Below are 19,928 nucleotides of genomic sequence, written 5' to 3'. Positions count from 1 at the left end.
ATGCGCGTCGTCGACGTCAACGAATTCTACTCGCCCACCGGGGGCGGGGTGCGGACGTATATCGACCGCAAGATCGGCATCATGAACGATCTGGGGCACGAGCTGATCGTGCTGGCCGCGGGAACGGAGGACCGGATCGAGGAGCGTCCGGGCGGCGGGGCGATCCACTATGTCCGCTCGCCACGCCTGCCGTTCGACAGCAATTACGGCCTGTTCTGGGATCGCGAGGCAATCACCCGGCTGCTCGACCATTATGATCCCGACGTGGTGGAATGTTCGTCGCCGTGGCGCCCCGCCTGGTTCGTCGGGCAGTGGCAGGGACGCGCGCTCAAGTCCTTCTTCATGCACAACGACAATATGGCCGCCTATGCGCAGCGCTGGTTCGAAGGCGTCGCCAGCCATGAGCGGATCGAGCGGGCGTTCGGCTGGTACACGCGCTACATGGCGCGTTTCCTCGACCTCTACGATTGCGTGGTGACCAACGGCCCGGCGCTGGAAAAACGGCTGCGCGCGCGCGGCCTGCGGATCGACGCGGCGATGGCGCTGGGGATCGAGCGAAGCCACTTTTCCCCCACCTTCCGCGACGAACGGCTGCGCGAGGCGCTGCTCGCGCAATGCGGGCTGCCCGCCGATGGCCTGCTGTTGCTGGGGCTGGGCCGCCATCATCCCGAAAAGCGCTGGCCGATGGTGATCGACGCCGTCGAGCGCGCCGGCGCCACCCTGCCGGTCGGTATGATCCTGCTGGGCCAGGGCGTCGATACCGAGCGGATGGAGAAGCGGATCGCCGGGTCGCCGCATATCCGCCTGTTCCGCCCGGTCTACGACCGCGATCGCTTGGCGCGGATCATGGCCAGCTGCGATGCGCTGATCCACGGATCGGAGGCCGAACCGTTCGGGCTGGTCGCGTCGGAGGCGATGGCGTCGGGCCTGCCGCTGATCGTGCCGGATACCGGCGGCTGCGCAGAGGTCGCGGATCCGCATTGCGCCGAATTGTACATCGCGCGCGATCCGATCGACTGCGCGCGGGCGATCGGGCGGATGCAGGCGCGTGACCCCGCCCTGCTGCGCCGCGCCGCCGTTGTCGCTGCCGCAGCGGTGCGCACCGATCGCGAGCATACGGTCGATCTGATGGCCTATTATGCAGCGCAATTGGCCGCCAAACAGGCGCGCGCGGCCTAGATCGTGTCGAGCATGGCCTGCCACTCGCGGGCAACGGCCTGCGCGCTGTAGCGCACTGCCAGATGCTCTCGCGCGGCCGCCAGGCGCGGCTGCTCGGCCGGCCAATGATGGTGGTAACGCGCCAAACCGCCGTCCCAATCGTCCAGCGCGACGAACGGGCGCAGCTCCTCGTAGGACGGGATCGCGTCTGCCACGACGCCAAGCCCGGCGAGCAGCGCCGTCGCTGGGCGGTTGATCGTCTTGCCGACGGTATAGTCGTTCGACGCGACCGGTAGCACGGCGACACGGTGTCGCTGGAGCACCGCGGTCGCCGTCTCCTGCCGCCAGCCGACATAATGCACCGGCAGGCGCCACCGCCATCGGCCCAGCCACCAGCGGACCGGCGCGTTGCTGACCACCGTCAGCGTGATCGGAAACGGCTGTGCCGCCAGCCGGTCGGCGACCGCATGAAGATGGGCATAGCCCGACACACTGCCCAGGCTCTTGCCGAACCAGATCGCGTGAAGCGCCGCCGGGTGTTTCGCGAGGAAGCGGTCCAGCGCAGCCATCTGGCGCAAGCCGCCGGGCGTTGTGGGCGGCGGCAGACTGTCGGGCATGTCCAGCGCATCGGGAATGACGCGGCGGTTGATCGTCGCGGAGGGCACGGCGGCGCCGATCTGCTCTGCCAGCATGGCAGTGGAAAAGGTCAGGTGAGTCGCCGCGTCCAGCATCGCGCGGAAGCGCGCCAGCCGCGCGTCGCTGACATGCCGCGCGGCGTGCGCGGCGATTAGATTGTCGCACAAGTCCAGCACGACCGCGCGCCCCGCCGCCCGCAGTGCCTGCGCCGCCGCGACCGCCCCGGCGGAATGCGATTTGGAGAAGATCACCGCATCATAGCTGGCTGGATCGCGCGCGGAATCGAACTGTTCGATCGGGACGCCCTCGCCGCGCAGCGCCGCCAGCGGCATCAGCAAGCGATAGCGGATCGAGGCAAGCGAGGTATCGTAGCTGTCGGCGTGCCAGCCGAAACGCGCCGCGCCTCCCGTCATCGGTGAACCCATATCTGCAGCGTCTCGCTTCCCAATCGTGCCGGCTGCAGCGGGCGATAGGCGCTGCGCAGGCGGGATTCCACCAGCGTGCGAATGTCGCGCCGTTCGCCGCGTGAGGACGGCCGCAGGATCACCACCGCCGGTGCCTGCGCGAAGATCCTCTCGACTTCCCGCATCTGGTCGGCGCCGATCGCCCGCGCCTCATGCACACGATAGAGATGGCCGGGGAAGACGTAGCGCGACAGGGCGCAGCGCCCGCTCGCATCCTGCAGCCCCGGTGGGCCGGAATAGACATACAGGCAGCCGGCCGGCGCGGCGGCGATCCGCGCGACCAGCGTGTCGAACGCCGCCGGGGTGCCGCGCCCATGGCGATTGCTCCACAACACGCCCTGCCCGACCAATGCGGCGACGATGAGGAAGCCGATCGTCAGCCGCGGACGGATGCAGAACAGCCCGGCGAGCGCCACCGACACCGGCAGCATGACGGGCAGCGCATAGTGAAGCAGCCATCCGCCCAGGATCGCGATCCCCGCCAGCGCCGCCGCGAGCCACCCGGCGAGGAACCGTCGGCCCTGGCGATCGCCGCCCGGCGAATCGCCGCCACGCAGTCCTGCAACCGCCAGCGCGACCGGCAGCACCATCCAGCCAAGCAGCGTCGCCAGCATCGCCAGCCGTTCGTCCGCCGGATCGCCGCCGCGCTGCAGGATCGACACGACATTGGCGAACAGGAACGCCTGCGCATGGCCATGGGCCGCGTACCACAGCCATACCGCCGCCGTCGGCAGCAGCGCCACGCCGACGAGCAGCACGCCGCGCCATATCAGCGCGCCGCGCTCCCCCGCGCGCCAGTGGCGCCACAGGATGTACAGGCCGGCGAACACCCCCTCGAACACCACCGAATATTTGATCTGAAGCGCGATCCCGATCGCCGCCATCGCGGCGACCTCCCGCCGCGCACCGCCGCGCAGGATCAGCAGCATCGCGAACGCCATCGGCAGATTGCAGAATATCGGCGCCTGTCCGCCCTGCCCACCGAACCAGTTCAGCAACAGGATATAGCCAATGCCCGCCGCCGTCGCGCCGCGCACCCAGCCGACCTGCGCCGCGATCCGCGCCGCCAGCCATGCGGTTGCGATCACCGCGATCAGCGCGAGGATCTGATAGGCCCAGATGGACCAGCCATAAGGCAGCGCCGCGGCAGGAAGGTACAGCGCGAACAGGCCGATCGGCTTGCGATCCCACACGTCGACGAACGGCAGCGCGCCGTCGATCATCCGCCGCGCGACGTAGAGATAGAATTGCTCGTCGACATGGACGTTGGGGTTGCCGAACGTCCCCGCGCGCGCCGCAACCGCTGTCGCGGCGAATATCGCCAGGCGATGCCGATCAGCGTCGCGCCATTCCATCACCGCGGACTATGACAGCCGACACCGATCTGTCACCTTCATCAGCCATTGGCCGCTGACCAACCCCTGTGTCGGGAGCGAAGGAATGATCGAGCTGAGCCGCCGGAATCTGCTGGCGACGGGAATGTTCGGCGCAGGCGCGCTCGGCTTCAGCGGGCTTGCCGCGGCGGACACGATCCTGGCGGCGCGCGGCTTCACCCATTCGGTCGCAAGCGGTGAGCCCGGCACTGACGAGATGCTGCTGTGGACCCGCTATGTCCCCGCCAGGGGGGACCATGCGCGGCTGCGCGTCGAGCTGAGCGAAAGTCCGCAGTTCACGCGGATCGCTGCGGGCGCGGAAGCAGTGACCGGGCCGTGGCGCGATTGGACCGCGAAGATCACGGTGCTCGGCCTCAAGCCCGGCCGCAGCTATCACTATCGCTTCATCGCCCCCGACGGCAGCTATTCGCCGGTCGGCCGCACCCGCACGCTCCCCGACGATCGCGCGCAGCGGTTCCGCACCGCGATCTTCTCCTGCTCCAACATCGGCTTCGGCTTCTTCAATGCCTATGCCCATGCCGCCGCGCGTGACGACATCGATCTGGCGCTCCATCTCGGCGACTATTTCTACGAATATGCCAATGGCACCTATCCCGCGCTGGCCGAGGTCGTCGCCGATCGCCTGCCCCAGCCGCGCGGCGAGAGCATTCACCTGGCGGATTATCGCCTGCGCTATGCCAGCTATCGCGCCGATCCCGATTTGCAGGCGCTCCACGCCCGCTTGCCGATGATCGTATCGTGGGACGATCACGAAAGCGCCAACAACAGCTGGGAAGGCGGCGCGCAGAATCACGATCCGGCGACGGAGGGCGAATGGCACGCCCGCCGGGCTGCGGCGGTGCAGGCGTGGCGCGAATGGATGCCGGTCTCCGATGAGCCGTGGAAGGCGTATGACATCGGCACGCTCGCCACGCTGATGCGCACCGACACGCGGCTGGCCGGCCGGTCCGCCTCGCCGGAGCTTGGCGCGATGCTGCGCGCCGGCGATCCCGTCCGCGCGCTGATGCAATATCGCGACGGCGCCTGGCATGATCCCGCCCGCACCATGCTGGGCACCCAGCAGGAGGCGTGGCTGCACCATGCGATGGCGCAATCGGTGAAGCGCGGCGCGGCGTGGCAGCTCGTCGGGTTCGGCACGATCATGGGGACGATGCGCGTGCCCAACGAAACTGCCGGCTGGATCGCTCAGGCCAGGCCGGGCGCCGCGCCCTACATCCAGGCGGCGGTCGCGGCGGGGAAGGCGGGGCTGCCGTCGGATCTCGACAATTGGGGCGGCTATCCCGCCGCGCGTCAGCGTTTCCTTGCCTCCGCGCAGGCGGCGGACGCGAATCTGGTCGTCCTGTGCGGCGACAGCCACAATGCCTGGGCGTTCGATCTGGCGCTGGACGGCGGGCGCGGCGCGGCGGCGGGGGTCGAGTTCGCGGGCCAGTCAGTCACATCCGGCGGTTTCGAAAATGCGCTGACGGTGGATCCGCAAACCGTCGCCCGCGCGCTGGTCGCCGCCAGTCCGGAGCTGAAATGGTGCGACACCAGCCGCCGCGGCTACATGACGCTGACGGTGACGCCCGATCGCGTCAGCAACGATTGGCTCTTCGTCGATACGGTGCGCACCCGCAGCCCGCGCGCGGCGATTGGACACACCGCAACCGTGCAGCGCAACCGCCGGCGGATGAGCGCCTGACGCCCCCCTGACCCATCCATTGGGCGATGCTGTGTCAATCCGGTGATTGATGTCTTTTGATTGGCTGCGTCTGGCCTTATATAAGGGAGATTGAAGCAACAGGAGAATTGACCATACGTCCGCCCCAAACGCGCCGGCCAATGCAGGCGCCGCCGATGAACGGCCCGCGATTCAACGAGTGGATCCAAAGCCAGAAGGTTCGCGTGATCGATCACGAGGGCGAGAATCTCGGCGTGATGTACACTCGCGAGGCAATCGCGCAGGCGAAGGAGGTCGGGCTTGACCTGGTGGAGGTGTCGCCCAACGCCGATCCGCCGGTCGCCAAGTACCTGGACGTCGGCAAGTACAAGTACGAGGCCCAGAAAAAGGCGAATCTCGCCCGCAAGAGCCAGAAGACGCAGGAGATCAAGGAGATCAAGATGCGTCCGAACATCGATGACCACGACTATGCCACCAAGATGAAGAAGGTGGCCGAGTTCATCGGTGAAGGCGACAAGGTGAAGGTCACCATGCGGTTCCGCGGCCGCGAACTGAGCCACGGCCAGCTCGGCATGAACGTGCTGCAGCGCGTCGCGGAGGAGGTCGCCGAGGTCGCCAAGGTCGAGGCTTATCCGCGTATGGAAGGCCGTCAGATGCTGATGGTCCTCGCGCCGAAGTAGAATTTTTTCGCCATTGCTGGCTGGAAAGAGCCGCGCCTCCACCAAGGCGCGGCTTTTTTGCGTGTTGCCGTAGCGTCAACTGTCATTTGCGACAGTACCGTTCCGGACCTATGGTTGCATTTCCGCGACAGCTTCGTTCGAAAACAAGTGTTTGCGTGAAAACCGCTTAGGTGTGAACGCGGCTCAGATTACACGGCGCGCTCCAAACTCAATGTTCAAAAACAAGATCCAGGAGAGTTCATGCGCCGCGTCGCTTCGCTTCTATCTACTGCCGCGATCTTCGTTGCCCTGCCGGCGCTCGCGCAGGAACAGCCCAGCACTGATCCGCTCGCCGCTGGTTCGGTCCAGCAGCCGCAGGACGCCCCCGCCGCCGACACCGATCTCAACCAGGGCCAGGGTGGCGCCGGTGACATCGTCGTAACGGCGACGCGCCGTGCAGAGCGTCTCGCCGACGTGCCGATCGCGGTGTCCGCGGTCAGCCAGGCAGCGCTGCAGAATTCGGGCGCGACCGACATCCGCGGCGTGGTGCAGCTTGCACCGTCGCTGCTGATCTCCTCCACCGGCAGCGAAGCGAACGCCTCGGCCCGTATCCGCGGTATCGGCACCGTGGGTGACAACCCCGGCCTCGAAAGCTCGGTCGCGGTGTTCATCGACGGCGTGTACCGCAGCCGCACCGGCTCGGGCCTGAACGACATCGGCGAAGTCGACCGGATCGAAGTGCTGCGCGGTCCGCAGGGCACGCTGTCCGGCCGCAACGCCTCGGCGGGTGCGATCAACGTCTATACCAAGGCACCGTCGCAGACCTTCGGCGGCTATGTCGAGGGTACGTACGGCAATTACGACAACGTCCGCATCGCCGGCGCGATCACCGGCCCGGTGGTGGAGGACGTGCTGTCGTTCCGCCTCGATGGTGTGTGGAACAAGCGTGACGGCTTCTATCGCGATGTCGTCAACGACACCGATTACAACAACCGCAACCGCTGGTTCGTTCGCGGCCAGCTGCTGTTCGAACCGACCACCGACCTGTCGGTCCGCCTGATCGGCGACTATACGTGGCGTGACGAAAAGTGCTGCGGCGCGGTCTACGTCGACCTGCGCGAGAAGCAGGCCGTTCCGGGCCAACCGGGCGAGGTCACGATCAACCCGGCCGGCAACCGCATCGTCGACGTGCTGCAGAGCCTCGGCGGCGTGTTCCCGAGCGCGGGCGATCCGTACAACCGTCGCATCGCCTTCTCGCCGGGCCGCGCCTATTCGAACGAGACGAAGGACTACGGCGGGTCGATGCAGATCGACTATAACTTCGGCAATGCGTCGCTGACGTCGATCACCGCCTATCGTGAGTACAAGGCCGGCAACGCGGCCGACATCGACTATGGCAATGTCGACCTCGGCTTCCGCGCCGACGACGGCCGCGCCTTCCGTCAGTTCCACACCTTCACGCAGGAAGTCCGCCTGCAGGGTTCGCTGTTCGACGATCGCCTCGACTGGCTCGTCGGTGGCTTCTACTCGAACGAGGACCTGGTGATTGGCGACAACCTCCAGTTCGGTTCGCAATATGGCGCCTTCGCCGCCTGCCGCATCGTCGCGACGGTCAGTCCGGTTGCGGCGCTGCGCAATCCGGCGGCACCGGGCTGTCTCAGCCCGGCCGGTTCGGCAACGCTGAGCGGCGCCTTCGGTCCGACCGCCGGACCCGCGCTCATCAACGGCCTGCGCACGCTGTCGACGCTCAACAACCTGGGCGATCGCAACGCGCGCTACTATCAGGACAGCGAGAATTATGCGTTCTTCACGCATAACATCTTCAAGCTGACCGACACACTGTCGATCACCGCTGGTCTGCGCTGGACGCATGAGTCGAAGGACTTCCGCGCCAACTTCGACAACACCAACAATGTCTGCCCGCAGCTTCAGCAGGGCCTCGGCCCGCTGCTCGGCAATGCCGCCACCGCGGCGCTTGCCGGCGGCATCATCACGCTGGGCTGCACCGGCAACTCGTCGGTCGCCCTCAACGCGCTGGATCTGCAGAACAGCTTCAGCGAAAGCGAGTTCACCGGCACCGGCGTGATCTCGTGGAAGCCGACGCGCGACCTGATGGTCTATGCAAGCTACTCGCGCGGCTACAAGGCGGGCGGCTACAACCTCGACCGTTCGGAACTGGCACCCAACGCCTTCACCCCGGTGACCAACGCAGGCGCCGCGCGCCTCCGCTTCGATCCGGAACTGGTGAACAGCTACGAAGCGGGCATCAAGTACGCCACGCGTCAGTTCACCGCCAACCTGACGGTGTTCCGTTCGGACTTCGACAACTTCCAGCTGAACACGTTCAACGGCACCAACTTCGTCGTTCAGAACATCGGCTCGTGCTCGGTCAGCCTGAACGGTGCGGATCAGGACAATTCGGCCACCACCGGCGCCTGCTCGGGTGACGTTGGTCCGGGTGTGCGCAGCCAGGGTGTCGAGCTCGAACTCGGCATCTACCCGGCGCGCAACTTCGCGGTGAACCTCGGCTACACGCTGGCCGACACCAAGTTCCGCCGTAACCTGGTCGGCTCGGCCATCGGTGAGCCGCTCGATCCGGCGCTGTTCCTGCTCGCCGGTCGCCAGATGTCGAACGCACCGCGCAACGTGGTGACCTCGTCGGTCAGCTGGACGCCGGAAATCGGCGACTCGGGCCTCAGCGCGCTGTTCTATGTCGATGGTCGTCTGTCGAGCGACTACAACACCGGCTCCGACCTGTTCATCGAGAAGGAGCAGGACGGCTTCTTCGTGATGAACGCGCGTATCGGCCTGCGCGGGCTCGACTCCAACTGGGCGATCGAAGCCTTCGCGCAGAACCTGCTCAACGAAAACTACCAGCAGGTCGCGTTCAACGCGCCGTTCCAGGGTGCAGGCAGCCTGGCACAGGTGCAGCGCTTCGGCGGCGTCGGGAACCAGATCTTCTCGTCGTTCCTGGGCGAGCCGCGGACCTATGGTCTGACGCTGCGCAAGCGCTTCTGATCGGATCGGGCGCCGCACGGCGGCGCCCGACCACCGCTACGACTTTTCACCCCCGGGCCGACGCCCGGGGGTTTCTTTTTGCCCTGTTCGCAACGCCGCGCGGCGCCGCCCGCGATCAGCCGCAACCGCAGTCAGCCGTTCCTGATCAGGCGGCTTCTTCCAGCGTCTTTCCGGCAGCGGCATCGAGCAATCGGCGCTCCAGCGTCTTCAACCGCGGTCCGCCGGCAATCTTGTCGCCCGTAAGATCGGTCAGGTAGAAGGTATCGACCGCGCGCTCGCCATAGGTCGCGACATGCGCCGAATGGATCGTCACCTTCGACTGGAACAGCGCATGCGCCAGCTGGTTCAGCAGCGCTGGCCGGTCGCGTGCATTGATCTCGACGACGGTGAATCGGTTCGAGGCGCGATTGTCCACCAGCACATTGGGCTCGATCCGGAAGGCATCGGCGCGCATCCGCGGCAGCGGCTTTGCCTTCAGCCGCTCGACCAGCTTGCCGCGATTGGCCAGCGCATCCTCGATCGCGGTCTTCAGCCGCGCCAATTGCCCTTCATCGTCGAACGGGCGGCCGACCGGATCCTGAACCAGGAAATTATCCAGCGCCATGCCGTCGCGCGTGGTGTGGATCCGCGCATCGATGATGTTGCCGCCCGCGACATGGATCGCCCCGGCGATGCGATAGAAGATGCCGGGATGGTCGGCGGCATAGACGGTGACCAGCGTCGCGCCGCGCTGGGCATAGACCTGCGCATCGATCGCCAGCCTCGCCTCCCCCGCCGCCGCGACGAAGCGCGCGTTATGCTCCAGAATGTCGTCGGGCTCGGCGATCCAATACGCCTCGGGAAAGCGGCGGACATAGGCGGCCATCTGCGCCTCGCTCCACCCCGTCGCCTGCGCCAGCGCCTCCTGCTTGGCGGCGATCCGCTCCTCGCGCCCGCGCTGCTTGTGGCCCAGCCGAAGCACTTCCTCCGCGGCCTCGAACAGGTCGCCGAGCAACTGCCGTTTCCACCCGTTCCAGGTGCCGGGGCCGACGGCGCGGATATCGACGATGGTCAGCACCAGCAGCAGGCGCAGCCGCTCGGGCGACTGGATCGTGGCGGTGAAATCCAGGATCGTCTTGAAATCCGACAGGTCGCGCTTGAACGCCGTTGCCGACATCAGCAGGTGATAGCGGACCAGCCAGGATACCGTTTCGGTCTCCGCGCGGGTCAGGCCGAAGCGCGGGCACAGTTTCTGCGCCACCGCGGCACCCAGGATCGAATGGTCGCCCCCCCGCCCCTTGGCGATATCGTGCAGCAGCACCGCGACATACAGCACGCGGCGCGACACGATCTGCGGCATGATCGCGGTGGCCAGCGGATGCTCCACCGCCAGATCACCACGCTCGATCCGCGCCAGCAGCCCGATCGCCCGGATGGTGTGCTCGTCCACCGTATAATGGTGGTACATGTCGAACTGCATCTGCGCGACGACGCGGCCGAAATCGGGCACGAAGCGGCCGAACACGCCCGTCTCGTTCATCCATCGCAGCACGAGTTCCGGGTCGCGCGGCGATGTCAGCACGTCGAGGAACAGCGCATTGGCACGCGGGTCGGTGCGCACATCGTCGACCAGCTTGGCATCGCGCGTGGCGGCGCGCAGCGCCTGCGGATGGATCTCCAGTTCGTGCACGTCAGCGAGATGGAAGATCTCGATCAGCCGCACCGGATCCTCAACGAAGAAATCGTCGCTCGGCAGCGCCAGCCGGCCGCGTTCCAGCACGAAGCCGTTGAGCTTGCGTGGACGCCGGCGAAGCTGCGGCAACCCGAAGCGCCGGCCGCGCGCGGCGAATTGCTCGTCGATATGCGTCAGGAACGTGCCCGTCAGCGCGCCGACGGTTTTCGCCTGCAGGAAGTAATATTGCATGAACCGCTCGACCGCGGCCTTCCCCGGCCGGTCGGCGTAGCGCATCCGCTCGGCAATCTCGCGCTGCATGTCGAAGGTCAGCCGGTCCTCCGCCCGTCCCGCCGCCAGATGCAGGTGGCAGCGCACGGCCCACAGGAAATTGTCGGCACGGTGGAACAGCTTGTATTCGGCCGGCGTGAACAGCCCGACATCGACCAGTTGTGCCGCGCGGTCGACGTCATAGACGTATTTGCCGATCCAGAAGAGCGCGTGGAGATCGCGCAGGCCGCCCTTCCCCTCTTTCACATTGGGTTCGACGACGTAGCGCGTGTCGCCCATCTTCACATGGCGGGCCTGGCGTTCGGCCAGCTTGTCGGCGATGAACTGCCGCTCGGTGCCGCGAGTCACCTCCGCCTTGAAGCGTGCGATCGCCTCTTCGTACAGCGGCGTGTCGCCGCAGACGTAGCGCCCCTCGAGCAGCGCGGTGCGGATCGTCACGTCGCTCTTCGCCTGGCGCACCATCTCGTCCAGGGAGCGCGACGAATGGCCCACCTTCAGCCCCATGTCCCACAGCGAATACAGCAGCGTCTCGATCACCTGCTCGGCCCAGGGCGGCTGCTTCCATGGCGTCAGGAAGGCAATGTCGACGTCCGAAAACGGCGCCATCTCGCCGCGGCCATAGCCACCGACCGCCATCAACGTCAGTCGTTCGGACGCCGTGGGGTTGCTCAGCGGGTACAGCCGCTGCGTGGCCAGATCGTACAGCAGCCTCAGCAGTTGATCGACCAGGAACGCCTGCGCGTTTGCCGCCTCCAGCCCGCGCGATGGCCGGTCGGCGAGGCGCCGCGCAATCTCCGCCCGCCCGGCGTCCAGCGCGTCCTTCAACTTGCCGATCGCGTCGCGACGCAGCAGCGCGGGATCGTTGGTGGCGATCGCGGCGATCTCTTCCGCCAGCGCGCGGCGATCCACGATCGCACGACGGTTGGGCACATTGTCGAAGCGCGTGTTCATGCCCACCGATGTAGGCCAGCCGCGCACCGACGGCCACCGCCCGATCGGTCAGGCGGCGCTATTCGTGGCGCAGCGCATCGATCGGATTGAGCGAGGCGGCGCGGCGTGCCGGGAAATAGCCGAAGACGACGCCGATCACTGCCGAGATGCCGAAGGCGATGATGTTGATTTGCGGGTCGAACGTCCAGGGTACCTGCATCAGCGGCGTCGCGATCAGGATCACCAGCTGTGCCAGCGCCAGCCCGATCAACCCGCCCAGCATCGACAGCACCACCGCCTCGACCAGAAATTGCATCAGTACCTCATTGGCGACGGCGCCGATCGCCAGGCGAATGCCGATCTCGCGTGTCCGCTCAGTCACCGACACCAGCATGATGTTCATGATGCCGATCCCGCCCACCACCAGGCTGATCGCCGCCACGGCCGCGACGATGCGGGTCAGCAGCGTCGTCGTGCCGGTCAGCGTGTCGCTGATCTGCTTGGTGTCGAAGATGTTGAAATCGTCCTGCTTGGTACCGCTGATATGCCGCCGCTCACGCAGCAGATCAGTGATCGCCGCCTGCACGGCCTGGGTCGAATAGGCCTGATTGACGCCAACCATCATCAGCCGGATCTTGCGATCGCCGGTGAAGCGGCGCTGCACCGCCTTGATCGGCATGACCACCGTATCGTCCTGGTCACCGCCGAAGCCTGCCTGCCCGCGCGCGCTCAGCACCCCGATCACGTCACAGCTGATCGCGCCGATCCGCATCCGCCGCCCGACCGGGTCGCCGCCGCGGAACAGGTTCTGCCGCACGGTATTGCCGATGATGCAGACCGATTTTCCCGCCTGCTCCTCGGCCGGCGTCCACGTCCGGCCCATGGCGAGTGGCCAGGGCTGAACGGTGAAGATCGCGTTGGTTGTGCCCTGCACCGTGGTGGACCAGTTCGCGCCCTCATAGATCGCGGTCGCGGTGGTCGACACCTGTGGGGCGACGGCGGTGACGCCGGCCACCTGCCGCTCGATCGCAGTCACGTCTTCGGGATCGAAATCGGGCGGTCGCGGGCCGCCGCCGCCACGGCCGAAGCCCTGGCCGGGGCGGATCTGCAGCACGTTGGTGCCCAGCGCCGAAATCTGCTCCTGCACCGCGCTGGTCGTCGCCTTGCCCAGCGTGACCATCGCGACGACGGCGGCGACGCCGATGACGATGCCCAGCGTCGTCAGGAACGAGCGCAGCAAGTGGCGCCGGATCGAACGGATCGCGAGGACAAAGGTGGTGCCGAACATGCGCCTATCCCCGATCCGCGGTGTGAAGCGCCGTCATCATGCCACCTGCTCGCCCTGATGATGGTTCGCCTCGATCCGCTCCACCAGTCCGTCCTTGAAATGGACCACCGTGTGCGCGAACGCCGCCATGTCCGGCTCGTGGGTCACCATCAGCACGGTGATCCCGCTTTCCTGGTTCAGGCTGGTGAGCAGCTGCATGATCTCGATCGATCGCTCCGAATCGAGGTTGCCGGTCGGTTCGTCCGCCAGCAGCACTTCAGGCCGGGTGACGATCGCGCGCGCGATCGCGACTCGCTGCTGCTGCCCGCCGGATAGTTCGGCAGGCGTATGGTCCCACCAATCGGCCAGCCCGACCTTGTCGAGCGCCGCCATCCCTTCCTCGCGCCGCTTCTTGCGATCATCGCCGCGGTAGATCAGCGGCAGTTCGACGTTCTCCAGCGCGCTGGTCCGGCTCAAGAGGTTGAACCCCTGGAACACGAAGCCGAGATAGCGGCGCCGCAGCAAGGCGCGCTGGTCGCGGTTCAGCGTTTCCACATGGTGGCCGCGAAACAGGAACGTGCCGCCACTCGGCACGTCGAGGCAGCCGAGGATGTTCATCGTCGTCGACTTGCCCGATCCGGACGGCCCCATCACCGCGACGAAATCACCCGCCGCAATGTCGAGGTCGACGCCCTTCAGCGCCTGAAAGGCGGTCGGCCCCGTGCCGTACACCTTGGTCACGTTGCGCAGCGAGATGATCGGTTCAGCCACGCGCCGCTCCTGCCCGCATCGGCGAGGGCGCGTGTCGGCCTGGAGCTAGGGCCACGGCGAGAACCGGGGCGTCAGGCGCCACCGGCGCCTCCCGGGCGCTGCCGCCGCTGGCCACCGCCCTTTGCCGCGGCTGCACCTTCGTCACCCGAAAGCTGACCGGTGATCACTTCCATCCCCGGCTTCAGCCCGCCAGACAGCACCTCGGTCACATTGCCGTTGGTGTCACCGGTGGTCACCTGAACCGCCTGCGGCTGCCCGTCGGCACCCTTCACATACACCGTCTGCTGCGCGCCGCGGCCCAGCGTCGCCTCTCGTTCCGGCCGGCTGCCACGGCGCGGGCGGAAGGTCAGCGATCCGGCAATGCCGCCCTGTTCGCCACCGGCCGCCGCCTGCGTCGGCTTGAACCGGAACGCCGCATTGGGGACCAGCAGCACGTTCTTCTTGTCGCTGGTGATGATGTCCGCCGTCGCCGTCATGCCGGGGCGAAGCTCCATCGTCGGATTCGCGACCGACAGGTCGGCGGCATAGGACACCACCTGCCCCGCCGTGCTGGTCGCGCCGGTCGTGCTGCTGCTCGAGGCGCTGGCCGTGCTCGCGGTCAGGTTCGACCCCAGGTCAACGCGGGTGATCGCCGCGGGAAAGGTGCGCCCGGGGAAGGCGTCGACGGTAAAGGTCGCGGGCTGCCCCTCCTTCACCGATCCGACGTCCGCTTCGTCGATCGCGACCTCCAGCTTCATCTTGCTGAGATCCTCCGCGATCACAAACAGCGTCGGCGTGTTGAACGATGCCGCGACGGTCTGGCCGGGATCGACCTGCCGGGCGAGCACGACGCCGTTCACCGGCGACACGATGATCGCGCGCTGCCGCTGCGTCTGGCTCTGCGCCAGCGTTGCGCGTGCCGCGGCGACGTTCGCTTCGGCAACCCGCAAGGCCGCCACCGCGCGCTGTGCATTGGCCTGCCCGGTCTGAAGCTCGGTCTTGGACGGGACGCGCCCGTTCGACAGCCTGTACACTTCCTGCAATCGCGCCAGCTGCGCCTGCGCCTCCGCCACCGTGGCGCGCGCCTGATTGACGCCAGCGACCTGCGCCGCGAGCTGCGCCTGCCCGGCGCGGATCTGGTCGTCGATCTGCTCCGGATCGATCAGCGCCAGCGCCTGGCCAGCCTTCACGCGATCGTTCACGTCGACGACGACGCGGGTGACCAGACCCGACAATTGCGAACCGACCGTCACCTGGTTCGTCGGCGCGAGCTTGCCCGTCGCCGACACCGTGACGGTCAGGTCGCCGCGCCGCACCGGCGCGGTTGCATAGCCCGGCGTCTCCGCCGTGCCGAACAGGCGGAACGCCAGCAGGATCAGCAGGATCACGCCAACCGCGATCGCCGCCCATTTGGCCCAGCGCCGCCAGGCCGGCTGCGCCTTGGTCCCGAGGAAATCGTCGAGTTGCTCGGTCGCCATCAGCGGTTCTCGTCCTGGCTAATGCCCCGGGCTTCCGGAGCCTGCGGAATGATATTGGCGTCCCAGCCGCCACCCAGCGCGGAATACAGCTGCACCAGTGCATTGGCATGATCGGCGCGGGCCTGCGCCTCGCTGTTGCGCGCCGACAGCAACGCCGCCTCCTGCTGGCTGAGCGTGGTGAAATCGGTGAGGCCGGTGCGATACTGGCTGCGGCTCAGGATGGCGGAGTTGTTCGCCGCTTCCAGCGCCACGGCAAACTCGCGCTCGCGCGCCTCGGCGGTGCGCAGCGCCACCACGGCGTTCTCGACATCTTCCAGCGCGGTCAGCACCGCCTGCTTGTACGCCGCCAGCGCGGCGTCGGTCGCCGCCTGTGCGCTGCGTACCTGGCTGGTCAGCCGCCCGCCGTTGAAGATCGCCTGCGTCAGTCCGGCGAACAGGCCGCCGGTGATCGTGTCGAGCAGCCCGCCAAGATTGCCTGCCCGCGTGCTGATGTTGCCGCTGATCGCCAGCGCCGGATACAGTTGCGCCTTGGCCACCCCGATCTGCGCCGTCGCCGCGGCAAGGTTGCGTTCGGCAGCGCGCACGTCGGGGCGCTGGCGCAGCACATCGGCCGGGATTCCGACGCCTGCGGTGTCGGGACCGCGCGGGATCGGCTTGGTCGCGGCCAGCATCGGCTTCAGCGCGCCCGGCGCCTGCGCCGTCAGCACGCCGAGGCGGGAGACGGCCGCATTATATTGCTGTTCGATCAGCGGCACCGACGCCGCGGTCTGCGCGCGCTGCACGCGCGCCTGTTCCTGGTCGAGGCTCGACACCAGGCCGGCCTGCACGCGAAACCCGGCGATCTCGAGATTGTCGTCCTGCAGCGCCAGGCTGTTGCGCGCATTGGCGAGCTGCAGCTGGTACAGCCGCGCCAGCACATAATTGCGCGCGACCTCCGCCTGCACCGACAACAGCACCGTCGCCTGGTCGAAGCCCGTCGCCTCATATTGTGCGCGGCTCGCCTCCACCGTGCGGCGGATCTCGCCGAATAGGCCCAGCTGATATTGCGCATCCAGCCCCAGCGAGAAGTTGGAACCGCCGCCACCGCCGATGCTCTGCGTCGTGCCGTCAGGAAGGGTGATCAGCGTCTGGCCACCGCGCAGCGTCTCCGACCGGCTATAGCCGCCCGATCCGTTGATCGACGGCAGCAGGCTGGCACGGCTTTGCACCAGCGCCTCCCGTGCCTGGCGCAGCCGCGCGGTCGCCTGGACGATGTCCAGATTGGCGTCCGCCGCCTGCTCCACCAGATCGCCCAGCACCGGATCGTCGAAGCTGCGCCACCAGCGCGTCAGATCCTGTCGCGTCGGCGGCGCGGTGACCGAATAGGCATCCGGCACGCCCAATTCAGCGGCGGCGCGCGGGCGATAATCCGGCCCGACAGTGCAGCCGCCCAGCGTGATCGCGGCCAGCAGGAACGATGACCCATATCGCATCATCATCACGGCATGACCGTGCCCGCGAAAACGGTCCAGCACTTTAGTGTCGCGAATTGTCGCACGGTTGAAATCCCACGCCCCGGAACGCTCCACAACGCAGATCAGGCGAAATCGATCATCACCTGATCGGCCGAGATGTTCTGGCCTGTCGTCACCATCACTGTCGCCACGATGCCGGCGCGATCCGCGCGCACGACATTCTCCATCTTCATGGCTTCGATAACAGCAATCGGCTCGCCTGCCTGTACGTGCTGTCCGCGACGCACCATGACCTGCGCCACCACCCCCGCCATCGGCGCCACGATGCCCGGTGGGCCTGCGTCCTTGTCACCGTTCGTGAGATGATCGGCATAGGTCGCGATGCGCGCCGGCAGCACGCGCAGGTCCAGCCGCGCGCCGCCGCTGCGCAACACCATGCCCAATGGCGTCCGCGTGACATGCGCGGTCAGCGGATCGCCATTGACCATGGCCCGCACGATCGCGGAGCCGGGCACCGCGACAGGATCGATCGACAGCGTCCCCCCCTCGACCGTCACGGCGTTGCCGGTGATCGCAGCGGCCACATCCTCGCTCCCGATCCGTACCGACCAATCGCGCACGCCGGCACCGTTTAGATCCGCGGCGGCGAGCCGCACCGCCAGCGCGATCAGCGCGCGCCGCCGCACCGGATCGATCGGCGCACCGTCGAACCCGCCGGGATATTCCTGCGCGATGAAGCCGGTTTCCAGATCTCCCGCACGAAAGCGTGGATGACGCATCAGCGCGGCGGCGAGATCGATGTTGGTCGCCGGCCCTTCGATCTCGAACTGCTCCAGTGCCCGCGCCTGCGCATCGATCGCGCCCGCCCGGTCCGGTGCCCAGCTGATCAGCTTGGCGATCATCGGATCATAGAATCGCGTGATCGCGCTTCCCTCGGCCACGCCATCGTCGATGCGGATACGGGCGCCGTGTGGATCGGCGCCGGCCGCTGGCGGCGCGTAGCGGATCAGCCGCCCGGTGCTGGGCAGGAAACCGCGATACGGATCCTCGGCATAGATGCGCGTCTCGATCGCCCAGCCGTTCAGCGCCACCTGATCCTGCGTCAGCGCCAGCCGCTCGCCGGCCGCGACGCGGATCATCTGCTCGACCAGGTCGACGCCGGTGATCGCCTCGGTCACCGGATGCTCGACCTGAAGCCGCGTGTTCATTTCCAGGAAGTAGAAACCGGCGCCGCTCGGATCGCCGCCCGATACGATCAGCTCAACGGTGCCGGCACTATGATAGCCAACGGCCCGCGCCAGCGCGATCGCCTGCTCCCCCATCGCACGGCGCATCGCTGGCGTGACGAAGGGGGATGGCGCCTCCTCCACCACTTTCTGGTGGCGGCGCTGGATCGAACATTCACGCTCCCCCAGATACACCAGATTGCCATGCTGATCGCCGAGCAGCTGGATCTCGATATGGCGGGGCCGCTCGATGAATTTCTCGATCAGTACTCGGTCGTCGCCAAAGGCGGCCGCCGCCTCGCGCCGGGTCGCGTCGAAGCCGTCGCGCACGCCCGCCTCGTCATGCGCCAGCCGCATCCCCTTGCCCCCGCCGCCGGCCGACGCCTTGATCATCACCGGGTAGCCTATCGCCGCCGCCACCCGCAGCGCCTCGGCCGTGTCGGAGACCGGGCCCGGATGGCCGGGGACCACATTCACCCCGGCGGCTTCTGCGATCTTCTTCGATTGGATCTTGTCGCCCATCGCCGCGATCGCCGCCGCGGGTGGGCCGATGAAGGCGATTCCGGCGGCGGCGCAGGCCTCGGCGAAATCGGCGCGTTCGGAAAGAAAGCCGTAGCCCGGGTGAATCGCCTCCGTCCCGGTCCGCTTTGCCGCCTCCAGGATCAGGTCACCGCGCAAATAGCTGTCGCTGGCCGGCGCGGGGCCGATCCTGATCGCCTCATCGGCCATCGTGACATGCGGCGCACGCGCGTCCGCGTCAGAATAGACCGCCACCGTGGCGATGTTCATCCGCCGCGCGGTGCGGATCACGCGGCACGCGATCTCGCCCCGGTTGGCGATCAGGATCTTCCCGAACACTCGCGCCGCCCCCGCCCGATCAGGCGGCCGCTTCGCACACCCGCATCGGCTCTTCCGCCACCATCGGCTGCAACCCCAGCTTGGCGAACAGCGACGCGTCCGCGCTGTCGCCGCGGTTGCCCGCCGTCAGCAGCTTGTCGCCGGTGAAGATCGAATTGGCGCCCGCCATGAAGCACAAGGCCTGGGTCGCCTCGCTCATCGATTCGCGCCCGGCGGACAGGCGCACCATGGAGCGCGGCATGGTGATGCGCGCCACCGCCACCGTGCGGACGAACTCAATGTCGTCGATCTTCGCCAGCGGCGTATCGGCCAGCATGTCGCCCAGCACGGTACCCTTTACCGGCACCAGCGCGTTGACCGGCACGCTTTCCGGATGGCGCGGCAGCGTCGCGAGCGCATGGACGAAGCCGACGCGATCGGCGCGCGTCTCGCCCATGCCGACGATCCCGCCGCAGCACACGTTGATCCCGGCGTTGCGAACATGCTCCAGCGTGTCGAGCCGCTCGTCGAAGCTGCGCGTGGTGATCACCTCGCCATAGCGTTCGGGCGCGGTGTCGATATTGTGGTTGTAATAGTCGAGCCCGGCCTGGCTCAGCCGCTGCGCCTGCGCCGGGGTCAGCATGCCCAACGTCATGCACGTTTCCATCCCCATCGCGCGCACGCCCTCGATCATCGCGATGATCGCGTCCATGTCGCGGTCCTTCGGATTGCGCCACGCCGCACCCATGCAGAACCGCTGGCTGCCCGCGTCACGCGCCTCGGCCGCGCGCTGCAGCACCGCGCGCACGTCCATCAGCTTGGTCGCCTTCACCCCGCTGTCGGCATGCACCGATTGCGAGCAATAGCCGCAATCCTCCGGGCAGCCGCCGGTCTTGATCGACAACAGCGTGCACAATTGCACCTGCCCGGCGGCGTGGTGCGCGCGGTGCACCCCCTGCGCCTGCCACATCAGGTCATCGAACGGCAGGTCGAACAGCGCGGCGATTTCCTCGCGGATCCAGTCGTTGCGGGTCCCGTCGTTGGGCATCGCGTGC

At 67.4% G+C, this 19,928-nt stretch carries 13 protein-coding genes; 4 read left to right on the top strand and 9 right to left on the bottom strand.

Features of this window, described 5'->3' with window-relative positions; all coding sequences use genetic code 11:
• On the top strand, positions 1-1,179 hold the full coding sequence (locus K0S66_RS04530; RefSeq protein WP_301073951.1) for a glycosyltransferase: 1,179 nt from the start codon (positions 1-3) through the stop codon (positions 1,177-1,179).
• Here K0S66_RS04530 and K0S66_RS04525 read toward each other — a convergent pair.
• Together K0S66_RS04525 and K0S66_RS04520 are read right to left on the bottom strand one after the other, a co-directional pair.
• The gene (locus K0S66_RS04525; protein WP_301073949.1) at positions 1,176-2,207 is read right to left on the bottom strand and encodes a hypothetical protein; all 1,032 of its coding nucleotides are present in this window, start codon (positions 2,205-2,207) and stop codon (positions 1,176-1,178) included. The genes K0S66_RS04530 and K0S66_RS04525 overlap by 4 nt on opposite strands.
• Positions 2,204-3,613 (bottom strand): hypothetical protein, encoded by a 1,410-nt coding sequence (locus K0S66_RS04520; protein WP_301073948.1) that lies wholly within the window; start codon positions 3,611-3,613, stop codon positions 2,204-2,206. Before K0S66_RS04520 ends, K0S66_RS04525 begins: the two co-directional genes overlap by 4 nt.
• An 85-nt stretch (positions 3,614-3,698) precedes the next feature.
• On the opposite strand from K0S66_RS04520, the gene K0S66_RS04515 reads away from it, so the two are divergent.
• The 3 genes from K0S66_RS04515 (at position 3,699) to K0S66_RS04505 (ending at position 8,989) form a co-directional block, all read left to right on the top strand.
• Positions 3,699-5,333, top strand: coding sequence for an alkaline phosphatase D family protein (locus tag K0S66_RS04515; protein ID WP_301073947.1), 1,635 nt, complete (start codon positions 3,699-3,701; stop codon positions 5,331-5,333).
• Between the two features lie 140 nt (positions 5,334-5,473).
• A complete protein-coding gene (gene infC / locus K0S66_RS04510) occupies positions 5,474-5,992 on the top strand; it encodes a translation initiation factor IF-3 (RefSeq protein WP_301073946.1) in 519 nt (172 codons plus the stop codon).
• Between the two features lie 240 nt (positions 5,993-6,232).
• Positions 6,233-8,989 carry a TonB-dependent receptor gene (locus K0S66_RS04505; protein WP_301073945.1) on the top strand — a complete coding sequence of 919 codons (2,757 nt, stop codon included), beginning with the start codon at positions 6,233-6,235 and terminating at the stop codon, positions 8,987-8,989.
• Between the two features lie 145 nt (positions 8,990-9,134).
• Here the strand turns inward: K0S66_RS04505 and K0S66_RS04500 are convergent, their stop codons facing one another.
• From K0S66_RS04500 to bioB, 7 genes are all read right to left on the bottom strand, one after another.
• Positions 9,135-11,882 carry a [protein-PII] uridylyltransferase gene (locus K0S66_RS04500; RefSeq protein ID WP_301073944.1) on the bottom strand — a complete coding sequence of 916 codons (2,748 nt, stop codon included), beginning with the start codon at positions 11,880-11,882 and terminating at the stop codon, positions 9,135-9,137.
• A gap of 58 nt (positions 11,883-11,940) precedes the next feature.
• Positions 11,941-13,149 carry an ABC transporter permease gene (locus K0S66_RS04495; RefSeq protein ID WP_301073943.1) on the bottom strand — a complete coding sequence of 403 codons (1,209 nt, stop codon included), beginning with the start codon at positions 13,147-13,149 and terminating at the stop codon, positions 11,941-11,943.
• Positions 13,150-13,185: 36 nt separating this feature from the next.
• Positions 13,186-13,899 (bottom strand): ABC transporter ATP-binding protein, encoded by a 714-nt coding sequence (locus tag K0S66_RS04490; RefSeq protein WP_301073942.1) that lies wholly within the window; start codon positions 13,897-13,899, stop codon positions 13,186-13,188.
• 71 nt (positions 13,900-13,970) lie between these two features.
• Positions 13,971-15,356 (bottom strand): efflux RND transporter periplasmic adaptor subunit, encoded by a 1,386-nt coding sequence (locus tag K0S66_RS04485; RefSeq protein WP_301073941.1) that lies wholly within the window; start codon positions 15,354-15,356, stop codon positions 13,971-13,973.
• Positions 15,356-16,828 carry an efflux transporter outer membrane subunit gene (locus tag K0S66_RS04480; RefSeq protein ID WP_301074037.1) on the bottom strand — a complete coding sequence of 491 codons (1,473 nt, stop codon included), beginning with the start codon at positions 16,826-16,828 and terminating at the stop codon, positions 15,356-15,358. The genes K0S66_RS04485 and K0S66_RS04480 overlap by 1 nt, the downstream gene beginning before the upstream one ends.
• A 104-nt stretch (positions 16,829-16,932) precedes the next feature.
• A complete protein-coding gene (locus tag K0S66_RS04475) occupies positions 16,933-18,894 on the bottom strand; it encodes an acetyl-CoA carboxylase biotin carboxylase subunit (protein ID WP_301073940.1) in 1,962 nt (653 codons plus the stop codon).
• 19 nt (positions 18,895-18,913) lie between these two features.
• Positions 18,914-19,921 (bottom strand): biotin synthase BioB, encoded by a 1,008-nt coding sequence (gene bioB, locus K0S66_RS04470; RefSeq protein WP_301074036.1) that lies wholly within the window; start codon positions 19,919-19,921, stop codon positions 18,914-18,916.
• Between the last annotated feature and the right edge of the window lie 7 nt (positions 19,922-19,928).

The sequence above is a fragment of the Sphingomonas sp. genome (assembly GCF_029239295.1).
Taxonomy (GTDB): Bacteria; Pseudomonadota; Alphaproteobacteria; order Sphingomonadales; family Sphingomonadaceae; genus Sphingomonas.
The sequence above is the reverse complement of the archived record's forward strand: the minus strand, read 5'-3'. Positions and strand labels throughout refer to the sequence as shown.

Bases quoted from the DNA above. Each gene is read 5' to 3' on its own strand.
- K0S66_RS04530 (WP_301073951.1), top strand. From the start codon at position 1: ATGCGCGTCGTCGACGTCAACGAATTCTACTCGCCCACCGGGGGCGGG.
- K0S66_RS04485 (WP_301073941.1), bottom strand. From the start codon at position 15,356: ATGGCGACCGAGCAACTCGACGATTTCCTCGGGACCAAGGCGCAGCCG.
- K0S66_RS04515 (WP_301073947.1), top strand. From the start codon at position 3,699: ATGATCGAGCTGAGCCGCCGGAATCTGCTGGCGACGGGAATGTTCGGC.
- K0S66_RS04520 (WP_301073948.1), bottom strand. From the start codon at position 3,613: ATGGAATGGCGCGACGCTGATCGGCATCGCCTGGCGATATTCGCCGCG.
- K0S66_RS04480 (WP_301074037.1), bottom strand. From the start codon at position 16,828: ATGCGATATGGGTCATCGTTCCTGCTGGCCGCGATCACGCTGGGCGGC.
- infC (WP_301073946.1), top strand. From the start codon at position 5,474: ATGCAGGCGCCGCCGATGAACGGCCCGCGATTCAACGAGTGGATCCAA.
- bioB (WP_301074036.1), bottom strand. From the start codon at position 19,921: ATGCCCAACGACGGGACCCGCAACGACTGGATCCGCGAGGAAATCGCC.
- K0S66_RS04495 (WP_301073943.1), bottom strand. From the start codon at position 13,149: ATGTTCGGCACCACCTTTGTCCTCGCGATCCGTTCGATCCGGCGCCAC.
- K0S66_RS04505 (WP_301073945.1), top strand. From the start codon at position 6,233: ATGCGCCGCGTCGCTTCGCTTCTATCTACTGCCGCGATCTTCGTTGCC.
- K0S66_RS04500 (WP_301073944.1), bottom strand. From the start codon at position 11,882: ATGAACACGCGCTTCGACAATGTGCCCAACCGTCGTGCGATCGTGGAT.
- K0S66_RS04525 (WP_301073949.1), bottom strand. From the start codon at position 2,207: ATGACGGGAGGCGCGGCGCGTTTCGGCTGGCACGCCGACAGCTACGAT.